Source organism: Amphritea atlantica (assembly GCF_024347255.1).
GTDB lineage: Bacteria > Pseudomonadota > Gammaproteobacteria > Pseudomonadales > Balneatricaceae > Amphritea > Amphritea atlantica.
Genome location: NZ_AP025284.1, coordinates 649,432 through 666,330, shown reverse-complemented (window position 1 = coordinate 666,330; position 16,899 = coordinate 649,432). Strand labels below are relative to the sequence as shown.

Sequence of the window (16,899 nt, the reverse complement as noted above, 5' to 3'; positions counted from 1 at the left end):
TTATCCCTCACTCCCCAAACCGGACAGAGATCGAACCCAGCTCCTGGAACCGGGCAATAACGTGGTCTCCAGGCGACACGGCAACTGCAGCAGTGATCCCTCCACTCATGACAAAACTACCTGCAGGCAGCTCCTCTCCCATATCGGCGAGGATATTCACCAGCATGGCAACCGCGGCCGCCGGATGGTCCATCACCGCCGCAGCGGCACCCATCTCAACAATCTCACCATTTTTTTCCAGTACTGCACCGATGGTGGGCAGATCCAGCTCGTCCACATAACGGGGACGACCACCGCCGACAAAACGCGCTGACGAGCCGTTGTCTGCGACCACGCTTTCCAGATCAAATTTAAAACCGGAAAAGCGTGAATCGATCACCTCAATCGCGGGCAGTACATAATCGGTTGCCTGCAGCACATCCTCTGCGGTGCAGCCCGGCCCCACCAGTTTTTCCCGGGTGACAAATGCGATTTCACACTCGACCCGTGGATGCACCAGATCAGCGGTTGATATCACCGAGTTTTCCGGGCGGGCCATCTTGTCGGTCAAAAAGCCAATTGAGGGCTGATCGACCCCCATCTGCTTCATCTTCGCCCGGGAAGTCAGTCCCGCTTTCCAGCCAATCAGCTTATGGCCCTGTTCTATAAAGCGCTTGCGTAACTCAGTCTGAATCGCATAGCCATCGGCCATGGTCATCGACGGGTATTCATCAGTCAGTTTAGGGATTGCATAGGCCCGGGTTTGTGCGCCTTCAACACGTTCACATAAGCGGACTACCGCCTCTCGGCTCAGGGTCGTTTTCATACCGCGCTTCTCCCGGAAAATTTAACCTTACAGCGGCCAAGACCACCGACATTGCACTCGAGTTCGTCACCGTGCTGCACCGCCACCAGCTCCGACTGGGAGCCTGACAGAATCACCTCACCGGCCTTAAAGGGGATACCCAGCTCACCCAGAGTGTTTGCCAGCCAGGCAACCGCATTCGCCGGCGATCCCTGCACCGCAGCCCCCACACTGGTTGAGTAGAGTTCACCATTTTTATGCAGCACCATCCCCGCCAGGGTCAGATCCAGTTTGCGCGGATCGCCTTGCACATCACCCAGCACGTAAACACCACAGGAAGCGTTGTCGGCAACGGTGTCCTGAATTTTGATTTTCCAGTCGGTTATGCGGGAATCGACAATTTCGAAACAGGGCACCACATAGTCGGTCGCCCGGATCACATCCATCGCGGTAATACCGGGGCCGTTGAGATCCTCTTTAAGAACGAACGCCAGCTCTGCCTCAGCTTTCGGCTGAATCAAGCCGTCCAGATCGATAACATTGTCTCCAGCGATCAGCATATCCGAGGTAAGAATGCCAAAATCAGGCTGATACACCCCCAGAAACTGCTGTACCGGTTTACTGGTGACACCGATCTTTTTGCCGACCACGGTCTCCCCCGCTTCCAGTCGACGGGCGATAAAACGTTGTTGTATCTGGTAGGCCTGTTCCAGCGTGATATCCAGATCCCGCTCGGTAAAAGGGGTAATCGTGCTGCGTGTCAGAAATGCGCTATACAGCTCATCACCCAACGAGTTAATTAAATCCTTATCCATAACCACCTCACAGTTTGACGCAGACATTGCGCATCTCGGTATAAAACTCGAGAGAGTGCACACCGCCTTCACGACCGATTCCGGACTGTTTCGCCCCCCCGAATGCGGTTCTCAGATCCCTCAGGAACCAGCTGTTAATCCAGGTAATGCCAACATCAATCGCTGCCGCCATGCGGTGAGCACGGGCCAGATCATTGGTCCAGATAGTAGTGGAAAGTCCATACTCATTGGCATTGGCGTTGCCAACAACCTCCTGCTCATTATCAAAGGGACAGATATGGCAGCAGGGGCCAAAGATCTCTTCGCGGACAACGCTGGCCGTTTCCGGCAGGCCAGTCCAGATCGTAGGTTGAACCCAGTTACCTTCAGCCAGTTCAGCGGGCATCTCAGGGATTCCCCCGCCAGTAACCACCGTGGCCCCCTCTTCCACCGCTTTGCGATAGTAAGAGAGCACTTTATCCTGATGTTCCCGACTGATCAGCGGACCATAGTTGGACCCGTGGTTTTCAGGACGGCCATACTTCACCCCTTCCGCTTTCTGCTTTAATGCATTGACGAATCGTTCAAAGAGAGGCCGTTCGACATAAACCTTCTCTGTGCCCAGACAGACCTGACCGGTATTCAGAAAAGCTGAACGAAAAATGCCATCCACGGCGGCATCAAAATCGGCATCAGCGAACACAATGCCGGCGTTTTTCCCACCCATCTCAAAAGACACATCGCGACACCCTTCGGCGGCCGCTTTCATAATGGCAGTGCCGGTTCGGGTTTCACCGGTAAAGGTAATGGCATCCACCGACCGGTTCTGCGTCAGAAACTCACCGGCCGAATCGGGGCCAAAACCGTGTACCACATTAAACACACCCTTAGGAAGGCCAACGCTGTTCATCACTTCACCCAGCAGGGTGGTGGTCAGCGGCGTTTCTTCGGAGGGTTTGACCACCACGGTGTTGCCGCACGCCAGTGCCGGCCCCACTTTCCAGGTCATCAGCAGGAAGGGAGCGTTCCAGGGGGAGATAACGCCAATAACACCTTTCGGCACCCGTAGCCCATAGTTGAGGGCACCACGACCATCGGGAGTGGCCATCTGATAGCTTTCGGTGGGTACATTCTTAATAATGTCGGCAAACACTTTGAAGTTAGCTGCCCCCCGGGGGATAAAAGCATGGGTCATCACATGGTGCGGCTGACCGGTATCCGCCATCTCTGCGTCGACAAAATCATCAAAGCGACGGGTAATCTCATCGGCAACGCCGTACAGAAGATCAACCCGCTGATCGACAGTTAACTGACCCCACTCTCCGGTCAAAGCCGCTTTTGCTGCTGCCACGGCACGATCAACATCGACACGGCCGGCTTCAGCGACAGTGGCAATGACGCGGTTATCCACAGGTGAGCGCTTGTCAAACCGGCGCCCCGATTCAGCCCCAACAAACTCACCATTTATAAAGTTATTAACTTGATGCATTGCTGCTCACCTTTGTTTGATTACTGCTGGCATCTTTCTATTCCATCCAGTTTATGCAGCCATTCAGATACCGTCTAATACTGTTTATAGACACAACTAATACTTATTAGGTATCAAAACTAAGCTTAGAATCCTTCAGGAAGGTGCAATCAGTAACCTGTACAAATTTAAAAAGGTTAAGAAGGTTAAAAACTGCATAGCGATCATTCGCTATGCAGTTGAGTTAATTATCAAGTGACGATTGTCAGGAATGACTCATGCAGTTTGCGTTGCGGATAATCCAACCCCTGAGGGAAATGATCCCAGTCCCAGGTGATGGTTTCGTAATCAGGATAGGGCTGATAACCACCCATGAAGGTTTCAAAGCGGTTACCGGAAGGGTCCCAGGCATAGATAGTACAGCCGCGGGTAATGCCGTGACGGGTCGGGCCAATATCCACGGAAACCTCATTCATCGACATAATATCACCGGCACGCAGCACCTTCTCCCAGCTCTCCATCAGGAACGAACAGTGGTGCAACTTGCCAGGCTCCGGGTGTTCAACAAAAGCGATATCGTGGACTTTGTGGGAACAGGACAGCCACAGCGCGGCTTCAAACTCACCATCCTCAGCCAATACCCGCTCTACCAGGAAGAAACCCAGAATCTCTTCGAAGATCTTTTTGTTAGCGGCCACATTCGGTCCGTACAACAACATGTGGTCCAGTCGAACCGGCGCAATACCATGTTCACTGGCCTCATTCCAGGGCCCCGGATTGGCATTGGTCAGGCCATTACCGACGGCGCTCTTCTCAGCATACAGCTCCATCACATGACCGGTTGGCAAAGTAAAGCGAACCCGCTCACCGGTTTCCAGCATATCCCCGGCAGGCATACGGGTGGTTGCAATACCATATTCATTCAGATCCGCTTCCAGCTTATCCAGCGTTGCGGCATTGAGCACTTTAAAACCGAAGAAATCTATTCCTGCTTCTTCAGCCTGACGGATGATGTAACTGTTATGATCCCGTTCATCCCAACACTTGAAATACACCCGACCCTGATCATCACGACCGGTTTCAACCAGCCCCATAACATCACGATAGAAGCGCGCACTCTCTTCCAGATCAAACACCCGGATCTGGACATGTCCAGGTCTCAATACACCGGTCATTGCCATAACAAAAGCTCCTGTATTTTTATTTTATTTTTATAACCATGACACACAATGCATCACTGTTGTTAAATACTATCGGGCAGTGTTTTCCCGTACTTTCAGTGTAAGCGGGTCATTAAATACCGTCTAATACCGTTTAATGCCCTATAGAATACCTTTTAGGTATTACAAGCTACACAGCAGACCCATATCTGCTCCAACATAAAAACCATAACCATTTCAATCAGATACATTTAATCAGATCCGTTTAAATAGCGCCGAGCGGCTCTGCTCTTCAGCTCCATCGGCTGCGGTGACAAAGCGCTCCATATGGATATCCCGCTCAAACAACCGTCCCTGCATCAGGGTGGTTATCGCCGCATCGATCATCGGTGGCGGACCGCAGAGATACGCTTTATTGCCATCGAACCGACCATTGAACTGCGCCTGGGCCGCTTCATGGACAAAACCGGTAAAGCCCTGCCAGTCATCCTCCGGCTCCGGCGCATTCAGCGCGGGCACATAGGTGAAGTTGTCAAATTCTCTGTCGAGGTTTTCAAACAGCGGCCGGTTATACAACTCAGAGAGATTGCGCGCGCCCTGCAACAGGGTGATCGGGCGGCTGTCGCCCTCTTCCAGCAGATCCAGAATCATCGATTGCGGGCTGGATAGCCCCGAACCACCGGCGATAAAGATCGCGCCCTGCTGATCCGATTTACGCACAAAAAACTGACCATAGGGACCACTCACATCCAGGGTATCCCCCACCTCCAGCTGCTGATGCAGGTAGGTGGTGCCCGCCCCGCCCGGCACCAGACGGACATGCAGTTCCAGTGTGGTGGCATCGGAGGGTTTGTTGGCGATAGAGAACGCCCGGCTACCCTCAACGCCCGGCAGCTTCAGATTAATATACTGACCGGCCTGAAACTCCATCGGCTTGTCCAGCTCAAACAATATCCCCTTAATCGTCGGTGACAGATCTCTGATCTCGGTGACCGTGCCGATAAAATCCTCCACCGGATAACCGGCAAAGTCATCATCCACATCGATATCCGCCTCGATCACCATATCCGATTCCGGGGTGCAGCAGCAGGCCAGCACTTTGCCCTCCTCCCGTTCCATATCCATCAGTGCAAAGGGGGAGGCGTTACCCAGATCACCTTCACCTTCCAGCACCTGCACCTTACAGGTGGCGCAGGTGCCGTGCCCACAGGCAAACGGCAACCAGACCCCCTGACGCAGGGCAGCATCCAGAATGGTCTGCCCCTCTTCAACCTCGATCACATCGCCGGTTGGTTCGACTGTTACTTCATAACTCATAACTTTTCACCCATAGCGTCAGTTTGCTGCAGGCCAGCCCTTTGAGACTAACCTGCCATTATCACTGGCGTTATCAGACGCCAGCACCCTGATACCCCGTTAACTCAGGGGTCTTAAAGCGGATCAGCGACTTATGCCCCACCCCCTGATCTTCAAGAGCAACCTCCAACTGAGGCTTGAACGGTTCACCGTCCAGCAGCCATTCCGCGGTGTCCCAGTTGATCTGACTAAACTCCGGATGCTGACCAAAGGCTTCCGGCATAATGTTGTCAATCAGCGCCGCAAAGGGCATGGAAGGTGGCAGCGGGAACGCTTTGGCGGCGCAGAACATGCGGTGCTCATCCCAACCGAGATAAACAATCTGATTACCGTGGAAGTTCTCCACCCTATCCATCCGCTCGCCCTGGTAACCCGGATTTAGTGCATATACAGGCATTTTTATATCCTCTTATTATTCTTGTATGGGTGCCGCTGTCGCCACACCCTTGCTCGTGTAACCCAGACTCAGGCGACGCCTTTCCACTTATTCCAGCGCGCTTCATCGGGGGAGCCTTTCATATCCATATTGTCGTGACCGACATTCATCTTGTAGTAATCCTTGAGAATATCGCCAACATCGGGACCGCCGCAGTTACCCTGGAAGATCTGATGTACCGGCAGCCAGGCCTGGACATACTTTTCCGGTTCCTCTTTGAAGATGTCGCAGCAACCATCGGAGCAGAAGTGATAACGTTCACCCTGATACAGGTAATCACGCATCGAATTTTGGTTGGGGTTATCCATCTCGGTAAACAGCATCGGGATCTGACAGGTCTGACACAGCTGCGGCAAACCGGAGTTGTAGAACCGCTCTCCTTTCGCTTCCATCTCTTTGGCCAGCTCCCACAGCGGACGATAGTATTTATCGAAGGTATCCGGGTATTGCGCCGACAGCCAGTCCAGCTCCTCATCAGAAGGTATCCAGGTGTGGAACCCGGCAACATGCCCGTGGGTATAGAAGGTCCACCAGGCCTGATGGGAGATATGCTCTTTCTCTTTCTCGCTGGTCTCGGCGTATTTCGGCATACGGATGCCGTAACGGGCCAGATCCTTAAATAGCGCGCCACCGGCCTCTTCGAAGTAGACCTCCCAGGCCTCTTTCCAGGACATCACTTTATTCGGCAGCATGTAGTCCATCATCATCGCCACAATGGTCAGCAGACGGGTGCCACGCCAGAACCACTTGTCGATCCACTTCTGCACAATCGGCACATTGTCCTCATGCTGCTCCAACAGGAACTTGATTACTTCCAGACCGAGGGTCATATGACGGGCTTCATCGGACTGGGCGGAGAAACCAAAGGTCACCGTGGCCATATCGCCGTTATAGGCAGCACCGGACATAAAGGGTACAAACAGCAGATTGGTCAGCACATATTCAAAGGAGAAGCCGATGGCGATCATGAATTCGAATGGGCCAGCACTTCGCGCATCGCAGAAGAATGAGCGGGGTACCGAGAGGTACCACACCCGGTCATGCATATGGCTGAACTCCTGGAAGCCATCGAAGAACTTGTTGTAGTGGCTCATCGCATGGATCTGCGTCTGTACATGACGCAGCTCATCCAGCGACTGCATCTGACAGGCCACCCGGGCACCGACACCGCCGAACTGACGACCGACATGGGCAAACCCCTGATACGCCTGATATTCCAGTGGCGAAACCCCCGTCAGAAAGATCTTCACCGCATTCACATAGCGGGGGTCGACCACGTTCAGATGACCATTGTTCTGCGAGAAGGCATCGAAGATGGCATAGAGTTTTTTCTCTTTCTCTGCCTGGTATTTCCAGTAGGAATCCATGGTCAGACGGAACGGGTCTTCCCACTTATTCCAGTCGGTGATTTTAATCCCCTCAAATTCCTCGTAGGGAAATGCCTGTTGCCGGTCTTCATAGGAGAACTCCCAGTCCAGGTCACGGGTGAGCAGGCGATACTTATCTTTGATATTGAGTTTTTTAGCAGCCATGATGTTACCCCTTACTGTTTCCACTCGAGGACGAACTGGTCGTCATCTTCATCTACGTTACCGCCGAGGGTGATCAGGTTGACGTGCAGTTCCTGCACATCCCACTCCCGGCCCATCTTCTCTTCCACGACCGCCCGCTCGATCACCAGACGGTGTTCCCGCTCGATGCGAATCATGGCGGGTTGATGGATAACCGTGGCATCCGGGTTACTCTCTTCGATGGCTTCGACGATATAGCGGGACTCATCATTGTCCTGCAGTGCGATATAAACTTTTGACATGGTTAGAAACCTTATTGTTTTTATTCGTGGTGTTATTACAGTCCGGCTTTTGCCAGACGTTTACCCCAGGCATCTTCGGCGATCGCCAGCGCTTCCGGACCGATCATCTCAGCCGCCAGCGGCGCCAGCGCCTCAAGGGCTTTCCCCTTCCAGTGCTCAAGCCACTGACTCAGCTGCTGCTGATTGGTATCGGATTCCGCAGCCGCGATCTTCATCACCGCATCCACCCAGCGATTGGTGTCTTTGTTCCAGTTCTGAATAAACTCGGTGAGCATACTGATATCCTGACCGCCGTTATCTGCCAGCCACTGATCGAACTGCAGATAAACCAGTTCATAGATCAGGCCATCCAGCACCACGTCCTGAGCAACAACAGACTCAAACCAGTCTTCAACACAGATATTGGCCTCGCAGTAAGCACGTACGCCCTGCCACACCGCATCGTCCATCCAGTAGCGTTTCGCCTCGGCCAGGGCATCACCGGAGTTGCCATCGAGAATCAGACCGATACGGGACAGATACTGAGCGTTGCCCAGACGATCCATACCGTTAAACAGCAGGGCCTGGGTGATAGCGGTGCCATAGCCCAGCGAACTGCCATACATATTATTCAGGTTGGCAGCCTGCTCGACATGGCGTAGCGGCAGCAGCAGACGGATCACTTTCTGTTGAATCTCATCCGGAATCAGTCGGGCCAGATCGCGTTTTTCGAAGAAGCTGTAGTTACTCTCAGCCACCTCCTGCTGTTTGGCGCGCATCTGCACATAGGTGCCGTAATAAAACTGACGGGGGTCTTTGAAGGCGTACCAGTCTTGCATCACGATAGCGGTACGGCCTTTATCGTTGAGTTCAAACTCAGGTTGCCACAGCGGCTTGTAGTGAAAGTTAATCTCGGAAGCCACATCATAGGTGGCTTCCTGGTAACGGGTCGCCGGTTTATCACCAAAACGGCGTTCAATGTGCGCAAAGGTGTTGCGCACCGGTTCCAGCATGGCTGTTTTTATTTCTATAGTCATCTGCGTTATCCCATCTTGGGTTCATTGTTTTTATTGAATAAGTGCAGTGTTGCCGCAAGGCTCAGCTATGGTTGTTCGCCATCAGCGTGTCCTCTCCGTAGCGCCATTTTTCCATCTCGGCATCGACATTTTCCTGCTGTTCCCGGGTCATAAAGACCACATCGTTGGTGGTACAGAAATGTTTAAAGGCACCTTGAGGCATAATCAGTTCGACAAACAGAGAGGGGTCTCCAATAGCAAAATCAAACTCGACAAAACGAGCATTTTTATCACTGCGTACGCGGATATATTTGATATAACGATCCAGTCCGACCGCATCTGCGTCGGCTGTGAACATGTTTTTTCCGGTCATGGAATAGCTCCACTACAAGGCCGCAGAGATGCCTCAAAGACACTCTGCAGTCTCTGAATAGTTAAATCAGGTGACGATGGTCAGAAAAGACTCATGCAGTTTGCGTTGGGGATAATCCAGCCCCTGAGGGAAGTGGTCCCAGTCCCAGGTGATGGTTTCGTAATCAGGATAGGGCTGATAACCACCCATAAAGGTTTCAAAGCGGTTACCGGAAGGGTCCCAGGCATAGATAGTGCAGCCGCGGGTAATGCCATGACGAGTTGGGCCAATATCCACGGACACCTCATTCATCGACATAATATCACCGGCACGCAGCACTTTCTCCCAGCTCTCCATCAGAAACGAACAGTGGTGCAACTTGCCAGGCTCCGGGTGTTCAACAAAAGCGATATCGTGGACTTTGTGGGAACAGGACAGCCACAGCGCGGCTTCAAACTCACCATCCTCAGCCAATACCCGCTCTACCAGGAAGAAACCCAGAATCTCTTCGAAGATCTTTTTGTTAGCGGCCACATTCGGTCCGTACAACAACATGTGGTCCAGTCGAACCGGCGCAATACCATGTTCACTGGCCTCATTCCAGGGCCCCGGATTGGCATTGGTCAGGCCATTACCGACGGCGCTCTTCTCAGCATACAGCTCCATCACATGACCGGTTGGCAAAGTAAAGCGAACCCGCTCACCGGTTTCCAGCATATCCCCGGCAGGCATACGGGTGGTTGCAATACCATATTCATTCAGATCCGCTTCCAGCTTATCCAGCGTTGCGGCATTGAGCACTTTAAAACCGAAGAAATCTATTCCTGCTTCTTCAGCCTGACGGATGATGTAACTGTTATGATCCCGTTCATCCCAACACTTGAAATACACCCGACCCTGATCATCACGACCGGTTTCAACCAGCCCCATTACATCACGATAGAAGCGCGCACTCTCTTCCAGATCAAACACCCGGATCTGGACATGTCCAGGTCTCAATACACCGGTCATTGCCATAACAAAACTCCTGTTTTTAAATTTATTATTTTGATGTTCCGTAAGGTGTATACAGCACACTTCAGACCACTCTAATTTTTTCACTTAAAAAACAATAGGTTATTTCAGGCAAGATAATTTTAAGCAATAACATACTGTTCATAAATGTACATAATGACCTACGAGCAACGTTCATTTATGAACATAAAATATAAATCGTACATTTTTGAACGGACAAAAAAGTCGCAACTGGAAAAGCGGCTTTAACCAAAAAACCACTAGACGAACTCCGTTCATGATGGTTAACCTGTTAGATAAAGCATCCCAAACGACAAAAAAATAACAACAAAATGCAAAATCAAGAGCTGTTAGAACACTTTAAAATCCATGAAAAGCTGCGGTTTGAAAGCGATGATGGCCAGATATGGCTGGATAAGAATCGTATGCTACTATTTCATAGTCAGGTGCTTGAGGAGATCCGTAAAAGCCTGTTCGATAGCCTCGATCCCAAACAGGCACAGAGCATTCTGGTTCGCATGGGATTCACTGCAGGGCAACAGGACGCTGAATTGGCGCTAAAGCTGTATGGTACCGATGACAACTACGATGTGTTCGATATCGGCCCTGCGCTGCACGGCCTGGAAGGGTTTGTTAAATCGACTATCACCGAATCGGAGGTAGACTGGGAAAAAGGTAGCTTCTACGGCAAAGTGCACTGTCTGAACTCTATCGAAGCAGCCATACAGCTGGAGACCTCGGGTCGAACCCATGATCCCGTTTGCTGGATTCTGGTCGGCTATGCCTCCGGCTACTCTTCAATGTTCTTCAAACGCTATATCGTTTTTAAAGAGGTAGAGTGTGTCGCCAAAGGCGATAGCAAATGCGTACTCGTTGGCAAACCGGTCGAAGCCTGGGGAGACGACGATTATATCGATTACTTTAAGCAGGACCCGGTGAAACAGCAGTTTCGCTCAATCGAGTCAGAACTGAACTCACTAAGGGGGGCTCCATCAGCCAAACAACCCGAACAGGGTGAGCTAATTGGCCAGTCACCTGAGTTTGTCAAAGCGTTTACTCTGCTAAATCAAGCCGCCAACAGTCCGATCAACGTCCTTCTACTGGGTGAAACCGGAGTGGGTAAAGAGCTGTTTGCCCGCTGGCTGCATCAGAACAGTGGGCGATCAGACAAAGCGTTTATCGCTATCAACTGCGGTGCAATCCCAAATGACCTGATCGAAGCCGAACTTTTTGGGGTAAAAAGTGGCGCCTATACCGGCGCCAATGCTTCCCGGCCCGGTCGCTTCGAATCAGCAAATGGCGGCACACTGTTTCTTGATGAGCTGGGCGAACTCTCTCTGTCTGCTCAGGTTAAACTGTTAAGGGTGCTGCAGTCTGGTGAACTGGAACGTCTGGGTGATAACAAAACCATTAAAGTGGATGTCAGGCTGATTGCTGCGACTAATATGAACCTGCACGAAGCGATTGATCAGGGACGCTTCCGTTCAGATCTCTATTATCGGATTGCCACCTACCCGGTAGAGATTCCACCGCTCAGATCGAGAAAGTCAGACATTCCGCTATTAGCCCGTTCCATGGTTGGAAAATATGCCCCGTTGTATAGCAAATCAATTGAAGCGATCAGCGAGTCTGCCTTGCAGGCACTAATGGACTATGACTGGCCGGGCAATATCCGCGAACTACAGAATATTATTGAAAGAGCGGTTCTGCTGGCACCTGATCACGGGACAATTGAACGTCAGCACGTGGTTACCGGATCGAATTCGCAACGGACTGAAGCACTGCCAACCGAATATCAAGTATCCCCGGCGGGGGATATCTATGAACATTTACTCGAAGAAAACCTGCCGTTGAAGGAGTTTGAAGGGCGACTGATTAAAGCAGCCATGGAAAAAACCAAAGGTAATATGACTCAGGCAGCCAGACTGCTGGGGATCTCCCGACGCCAGATTACCTATAAAATAAAGTGTCTTGAGGAACAATCCTCTACTCAAAAAAATAGCGACTCAGAACGACTGAAGTGAAATTGTTATCTGACTGATCCAGCCCGATACCGGGTGCGTACAGCGTCTAAAAAAGGAGCCTCTTATGCAGATCTCTCAGATGCAAACGTACGCCCAATCGAAACTAATTACCGCTGTTAAATTTATTGAATCAGGCTGCAGTCCCATTGTTATCGAACTGTCTTACATCAAAGATAAAGCTGTGCACAGAGAACTTCTGCGCCGGGGTGGAGACGTTGTCACCTGTAAGTGCCTGGAGCAGGCCTACAACATCTGTAGAGATGCCGGCATCCATCAGGCTGAGCTGGTTCAGACAATGACTCACGATGAAGCGGGAGCAGACTATACCCGTGCAGGAGAACAACCAGCAATGTCTCTGCGTTTCTGAAGGATGCAGCCACCGTAACGCCCTTTACTTCAATAAAGGCCCCAGTGAGGATGGCGGCAACTCATCCAGCGGCATTGAGCGATATCGTTTCAATAGCAGCTTTTTATTATTTAATTCCGGCTTCAGTGATGCCCGCTCGACCAGATTCAGATAGCGATCAACCATTTTTAAGCGACCTTCACGACGCTCTTTGTCATCGCGGGCGGTTTCGAGAAACAGCTGGGCGAGATTAAGCACTGCAGACTGGTTATTAAAATCAAAATCGACGGCGGCACCGAAAGACTTAATCGCCAGACCGAATTTGCCCGAGAGATAGTGTTTGATTCCCAACCGGTTAGCCTTATCACTCATATCCGGATTAAGCTGCTTAGCCTTAGTCTCTCTTTCTTTATTTGCAGACACCTGCTGAGATTTTTCCAGCACAGGCAAGGCTTCACCGGACATCACCAGCAGCTCACGATCGATATCAAGCGGGCTCTCCAACTCCCGGTTGACCAGCTTAGCATCTCTGAGAAAACGTTCCTTATCACTGTTTTCACCCAGATCTTCAGCTAATTGGCTGCGGATAAGAAAAGCACGGACTTCAGCTGCGCGGTCTGATGAAAACTGTTTCCGGGCACTGACCAGCAAACCATCTATCTCGCGCTCTATCTGCTCCCGGGTCACATTGTCACTGGCTTTAACCTCCATCCGCCGCAGATTTGCCAGTTTAAGATAGGGCTCTGCCGAGTGATAACAGCTGTGCTTACCGAGGGCGATTGAGCGTCGGTATGCTCCTTTTGCCAGATCCATCTCCTGTGTCTGCACCGCGACACGTCCCAGCTCCATCTGCCGCGGTATACCCAGAGGTGCCCGGGTAGTTGCCTCCTTCAGGGTTTCCCGGGCCTGGATAAGATCCCCCATCTGTTCATGCACTTTTGCCAACAGATCATACGCAGCGATCAGCAGTGGATTATCAGAAATCAGCTCCTGCAGCAGCTGCTCTGCTGCCGCCAGATCGTCCAGACCGACATATGCCCGGCAAAGGTAGAGGCCCGCCTCCTTATCCCGGGTTTCCCAATAGATTCCATCCAGCAGCTCACGGGCTTTATCATACTCACCCAGGTCCAGCAGCAACGTTCCTCTGACTTTTTGCAGATGAGTATATTCCGGATGCTGACGATCGATCAGAGCCTCACAGATTTGTAACGCCTGATAATACGCACCAGACTCTATCGCCAGATCTACCGGACGCAGTGCCAGCTTGCGCCGGATGATATGGTCGAGACGATATTTCAGCTCTTCAATAGAAAAGGGCTTTGATATCAGATCATCCGGCTGACTATCAATGGCATGCAGAATCACTTCTTGCGAGGAATCACTGGTCATACAGATCCAGGCAGCACTGGGTTTGATATAGCCTCGGAAGCGGGCCTCCTCAAGAATCTGAATCCCGGTAACGCTGTCACTGGCATTATGTCCTAACAGGATGACATCAAAATCGTTTTGTGCGATTAACGGGATAACCTTGTCATTGATTGTGACGGCTTTAACATTGCTGATGCCTAGCTCCCGCAGCATGTAATAGATAGTAGCGCGCATATTCCCACTGCTGTCGATTAACAGAACATGCTTGTCTGAATAATCGATCTGTATATCAACGGGATTGTTGCGCACAACGGTCACAGGCCAGCCTTATTCTCAATAACTCAGTTCAATCAAGTATAAGAGCCACACCTCCGGGGAGAAAGAAAAAACATCTCAAAAAGGGGATCAGTTTTTTTCAGGCAAAAAAAAGCACCGGATGTAGGGTGAAACGCCCGGTGCTAAATACAGTTCTATGCTGTGAGAACCATAGTATAGTCATCTGACAAAATAGATAATGATCCATGTCAACAGTCTCACTATTAAGCTGTTTTGCTAAACGGTTAATCCCTACAACTTTTGACTAAGCGCTGCCGCAATGATATTCCAGTAGACTTAATTACAAATAAAAGAATCAGATCTGCTATGACTACCGCATTTATTACTCATCACGACTGCACCCTGCACAATATGGGGCCGGAACATCCCGAAAGCCCGATCCGACTTCTGGCAATTCAGAAAGTGCTGCAAAAAACAGGACTGATTGAGCATCTTAAACAGATGGAGTCGGTGCACGTCACCCCTGAGCAGGTCCAGCTGGCTCACGCTAATCTGCATCAAAAGCGACTGGAAATGAAGCTTCCGGAAGAAGGAGTTTTCTATGCCGATGAGGATACTGCTCTCTGTCCTGATTCACTCCATGCCGCCAGCCTTGCTGCAGGCTCTGCTATTCTGGCGACCAATCAGGTGTTAGCAGAGAAAGTCAGTAACGCGTTTTGCGCTGTGCGCCCCCCAGGCCACCATGCTGAACATAATGCTGCAATGGGGTTCTGTTTTTTTAATAACGTCGCCATTGGTGCTATGCATGCGTTGCAACAACCTGCAGTTGACCGGGTAGCCATTGTTGATTTTGACGTACATCACTGTAATGGCACAGTCGATATCTTTAAAGACAAGCCCGAGGTATTGGTGTGTTCAACCTTTCAACACCCCTATTACCCGGAACGCTACAGTGATATTCAGCGGGATAATATTGTCAACTGCCCGATTGAAGCCCACACCCGCGCGTCTGTCTTCCGGGAGCAATTAGAAAAACGCTGGTTACCTGCCATCCAGAATCATAAACCCGATATTATCTTTATCTCGGCGGGTTTTGACGCGCACCACGAAGACCCTATGGCCGACCTGAATCTCACAGAAGAAGATTACCGCTGGGCAACCCAGCTACTGATGGACGCGGCTCGCACCACCTGCGGCGGTCGCATCGTTTCTGTACTGGAAGGCGGTTATAATCCAGTGTCTTTAGCATTCAGTGTACAGGCTCACCTGGAAGTGATGGCGGGGTATTAATAAAAGCAGAACGTCGCAGCGCGACTTGCTAGTGGCGAGACGTCCCTTCGTGACTTGCCAGAAAAAGCGAAAACAAAAAAACCGCCCGAAGGCGGTTTTTTTTAACATCGTAGATTTAACCAACGAACTTGATCATCACACCGGCAGCAACCGCGGAGCCGATTACACCGGCTACGTTGGGCCCCATGGCATGCATCAGCAGGAAGTTCTGGGAGTTTGACTCCAGACCCAGCTTATTGGATACCCGGGCTGCCATTGGTACAGCGGACACACCGGCTGAACCGATCAGCGGGTTGATTGCATTACCACCCGCCATCTTATTCATAACCTTAGCCATCAGTACACCACAGGCAGTACCGATACCAAATGCGATTACGCCCAGCACCAGAATTCCCAGCGTCTGAATATCCAGGAACTTATCTGCCGACAATTTAGATCCAACAGACAGGCCAAGGAAGATGGTAACGATGTTGATCAGCGCATTCTGAGCAGTATCACTCAGGCGGTCAACAACACCACACTCACGCATCAGGTTACCGAAACAGAACATACCCAGCAGTGGTGCGGCATCAGGTAGCAGCAAGGCCACCAGAATCAGCAACACGATCGGGAACATGATCTTTTCGGTCTTCGGTACATGACGCAACTGAACCATAGAGATCTTACGTTCAGCTTCGGTCGTCAGCGCCCGCATAATCGGCGGCTGAATCAGAGGTACCAGTGCCATATAGGAGTATGCAGCCACCGCAATCGCACCTAAGAGGTCCGGAGCCAGCAGTGAGGCGACATAGATCGCCGTGGGGCCATCAGCACCACCAATGATACCAATAGCTGCGGCATCCTGAATAGTAAAGTCCATCAGTCCCAGAGTCGTCAGACCCACTGCGCCCATAATGGTAGCAAAGATACCAAACTGAGCTGCAGCCCCCAGGAACAGGGTTTTAGGGTTTGCCAGCAGCGGACCGAAATCAGTCATCGCGCCAACCCCCATGAAGATGATCAACGGCGCAGCACCGGAGGCAATCGCAACGAGATAGAAGTTATACAACATACCGTTGTTAAAGCCATGATCATTGGCAGCATAAACAGCAGCCGTATGGGACGCGCTGTCAGCCAGATGATAGGCATGCTTCAGTGCCTCAGGCTCAGTGCTGCTGATATGCAGCGCTGCAGCCAGATTGCTGAGCATCTCAGGGCCGCCCAGATGGATGGCGTTTTCAACGGCTGACATCGCCAGGCCTGCTTCAGGGATGTTGGCGAGAATGCCACCAAAACCGATCGGCACCAGCAGCAGGGGCTCAAAGTTCTTACGAATAGCAAGAAACAGAAGCAGGAGGCCAATCAGGATCATAAAGGCCTGCCCACCCGTGATATTGTATACCCCTGACGCGTGCCAGAGGTCCATTAGCTTATCCATTTAGAT

16 protein-coding genes are annotated in these 16,899 nt (G+C 51.3%); 3 read left to right on the top strand and 13 right to left on the bottom strand.

The window, feature by feature from the left end; translation table 11 throughout:
- Positions 1-7: 7 nt before the first annotated feature.
- The 11 genes from dmpH to OCU43_RS03000 form a co-directional block, all read right to left on the bottom strand.
- Complete coding sequence (dmpH, locus tag OCU43_RS03050; protein ID WP_091361507.1) at positions 8-805, bottom strand: 2-oxo-3-hexenedioate decarboxylase; 798 nt, start codon at positions 803-805, stop codon at positions 8-10.
- Positions 802-1,599: a 2-oxopent-4-enoate hydratase gene (gene dmpE, locus OCU43_RS03045; protein ID WP_091361518.1), complete on the bottom strand. Its 798-nt coding sequence runs from the start codon at positions 1,597-1,599 to the stop codon at positions 802-804. Before dmpE ends, dmpH begins: the two co-directional genes overlap by 4 nt.
- 7 nt (positions 1,600-1,606) lie before the next feature.
- A complete protein-coding gene (locus OCU43_RS03040; RefSeq protein WP_091361509.1) occupies positions 1,607-3,067 on the bottom strand; it encodes a 2-hydroxymuconic semialdehyde dehydrogenase in 1,461 nt (486 codons plus the stop codon).
- Between the two features lie 230 nt (positions 3,068-3,297).
- Positions 3,298-4,227: a catechol 2,3-dioxygenase gene (locus tag OCU43_RS03035; RefSeq protein WP_261832966.1), complete on the bottom strand. Its 930-nt coding sequence runs from the start codon at positions 4,225-4,227 to the stop codon at positions 3,298-3,300.
- 234 nt (positions 4,228-4,461) lie between these two features.
- Positions 4,462-5,523: an NADH:ubiquinone reductase (Na(+)-transporting) subunit F gene (locus OCU43_RS03030; RefSeq protein ID WP_261832971.1), complete on the bottom strand. Its 1,062-nt coding sequence runs from the start codon at positions 5,521-5,523 to the stop codon at positions 4,462-4,464.
- A gap of 73 nt (positions 5,524-5,596) precedes the next feature.
- Positions 5,597-5,959 (bottom strand): phenol hydroxylase subunit P4, encoded by a 363-nt coding sequence (locus tag OCU43_RS03025; protein ID WP_261832970.1) that lies wholly within the window; start codon positions 5,957-5,959, stop codon positions 5,597-5,599.
- 68 nt (positions 5,960-6,027) lie between these two features.
- Positions 6,028-7,530, bottom strand: coding sequence for an aromatic/alkene/methane monooxygenase hydroxylase/oxygenase subunit alpha (locus tag OCU43_RS03020; protein ID WP_261832969.1), 1,503 nt, complete (start codon positions 7,528-7,530; stop codon positions 6,028-6,030).
- An 11-nt stretch (positions 7,531-7,541) separates the two neighbouring features.
- Positions 7,542-7,811: an MmoB/DmpM family protein gene (locus OCU43_RS03015; protein WP_205211162.1), complete on the bottom strand. Its 270-nt coding sequence runs from the start codon at positions 7,809-7,811 to the stop codon at positions 7,542-7,544.
- 35 nt (positions 7,812-7,846) lie between these two features.
- Positions 7,847-8,827, bottom strand: a complete 981-nt coding sequence (locus OCU43_RS03010; protein WP_261832968.1) for an aromatic/alkene monooxygenase hydroxylase subunit beta — start codon at positions 8,825-8,827, stop codon at positions 7,847-7,849.
- A gap of 61 nt (positions 8,828-8,888) precedes the next feature.
- On the bottom strand, positions 8,889-9,179 hold the full coding sequence (locus OCU43_RS03005) for a phenol hydroxylase subunit (RefSeq protein ID WP_261832967.1): 291 nt from the start codon (positions 9,177-9,179) through the stop codon (positions 8,889-8,891).
- A 66-nt stretch (positions 9,180-9,245) separates the two neighbouring features.
- Complete coding sequence (locus tag OCU43_RS03000; protein WP_261832966.1) at positions 9,246-10,175, bottom strand: catechol 2,3-dioxygenase; 930 nt, start codon at positions 10,173-10,175, stop codon at positions 9,246-9,248.
- A gap of 329 nt (positions 10,176-10,504) precedes the next feature.
- Here OCU43_RS03000 and OCU43_RS02995 point away from each other — a divergent pair, with 329 nt between their 5' ends.
- Both OCU43_RS02995 and OCU43_RS02990 read left to right on the top strand, forming a co-directional pair.
- On the top strand, positions 10,505-12,196 hold the full coding sequence (locus OCU43_RS02995) for a sigma-54-dependent Fis family transcriptional regulator (RefSeq protein ID WP_091360495.1): 1,692 nt from the start codon (positions 10,505-10,507) through the stop codon (positions 12,194-12,196).
- A gap of 64 nt (positions 12,197-12,260) precedes the next feature.
- The gene (locus OCU43_RS02990) at positions 12,261-12,563 is read left to right on the top strand and encodes a hypothetical protein (RefSeq protein WP_091360497.1); all 303 of its coding nucleotides are present in this window, start codon (positions 12,261-12,263) and stop codon (positions 12,561-12,563) included.
- Positions 12,564-12,587: 24 nt separating this feature from the next.
- Here OCU43_RS02990 and OCU43_RS02985 read toward each other — a convergent pair whose 3' ends face one another.
- On the bottom strand, positions 12,588-14,228 hold the full coding sequence (locus OCU43_RS02985; protein ID WP_091360499.1) for a response regulator: 1,641 nt from the start codon (positions 14,226-14,228) through the stop codon (positions 12,588-12,590).
- Between the two features lie 324 nt (positions 14,229-14,552).
- On the opposite strand from OCU43_RS02985, the gene OCU43_RS02980 reads away from it, so the two are divergent.
- Positions 14,553-15,476 carry a histone deacetylase family protein gene (locus OCU43_RS02980; protein WP_091360500.1) on the top strand — a complete coding sequence of 308 codons (924 nt, stop codon included), beginning with the start codon at positions 14,553-14,555 and terminating at the stop codon, positions 15,474-15,476.
- 115 nt (positions 15,477-15,591) lie between these two features.
- Here the strand turns inward: OCU43_RS02980 and OCU43_RS02975 are convergent, their stop codons facing one another.
- Entirely contained in the window at positions 15,592-16,893 is a 1,302-nt protein-coding gene (locus tag OCU43_RS02975) for a sodium ion-translocating decarboxylase subunit beta (protein ID WP_091360502.1), read from the bottom strand.
- Positions 16,894-16,899: the final 6 nt, after the last annotated feature.

Excerpts from the sequence above, each read along its gene's own strand:
- dmpH (WP_091361507.1), bottom strand. The coding sequence starts at position 805 with ATGAAAACGACCCTGAGCCGAGAGGCGGTAGTCCGCTTATGTGAACGT.
- dmpE (WP_091361518.1), bottom strand. The coding sequence starts at position 1,599 with ATGGATAAGGATTTAATTAACTCGTTGGGTGATGAGCTGTATAGCGCA.
- OCU43_RS03040 (WP_091361509.1), bottom strand. The coding sequence starts at position 3,067 with ATGCATCAAGTTAATAACTTTATAAATGGTGAGTTTGTTGGGGCTGAA.
- OCU43_RS03035 (WP_261832966.1), bottom strand. The coding sequence starts at position 4,227 with ATGGCAATGACCGGTGTATTGAGACCTGGACATGTCCAGATCCGGGTG.
- OCU43_RS03030 (WP_261832971.1), bottom strand. The coding sequence starts at position 5,523 with ATGAGTTATGAAGTAACAGTCGAACCAACCGGCGATGTGATCGAGGTT.
- OCU43_RS03025 (WP_261832970.1), bottom strand. The coding sequence starts at position 5,959 with ATGCCTGTATATGCACTAAATCCGGGTTACCAGGGCGAGCGGATGGAT.
- OCU43_RS03020 (WP_261832969.1), bottom strand. The coding sequence starts at position 7,530 with ATGGCTGCTAAAAAACTCAATATCAAAGATAAGTATCGCCTGCTCACC.
- OCU43_RS03015 (WP_205211162.1), bottom strand. The coding sequence starts at position 7,811 with ATGTCAAAAGTTTATATCGCACTGCAGGACAATGATGAGTCCCGCTAT.
- OCU43_RS03010 (WP_261832968.1), bottom strand. The coding sequence starts at position 8,827 with ATGACTATAGAAATAAAAACAGCCATGCTGGAACCGGTGCGCAACACC.
- OCU43_RS03005 (WP_261832967.1), bottom strand. The coding sequence starts at position 9,179 with ATGACCGGAAAAAACATGTTCACAGCCGACGCAGATGCGGTCGGACTG.
- OCU43_RS03000 (WP_261832966.1), bottom strand. The coding sequence starts at position 10,175 with ATGGCAATGACCGGTGTATTGAGACCTGGACATGTCCAGATCCGGGTG.
- OCU43_RS02995 (WP_091360495.1), top strand. The coding sequence starts at position 10,505 with ATGCAAAATCAAGAGCTGTTAGAACACTTTAAAATCCATGAAAAGCTG.
- OCU43_RS02990 (WP_091360497.1), top strand. The coding sequence starts at position 12,261 with ATGCAGATCTCTCAGATGCAAACGTACGCCCAATCGAAACTAATTACC.
- OCU43_RS02980 (WP_091360500.1), top strand. The coding sequence starts at position 14,553 with ATGACTACCGCATTTATTACTCATCACGACTGCACCCTGCACAATATG.
- OCU43_RS02975 (WP_091360502.1), bottom strand. The coding sequence starts at position 16,893 with ATGGATAAGCTAATGGACCTCTGGCACGCGTCAGGGGTATACAATATC.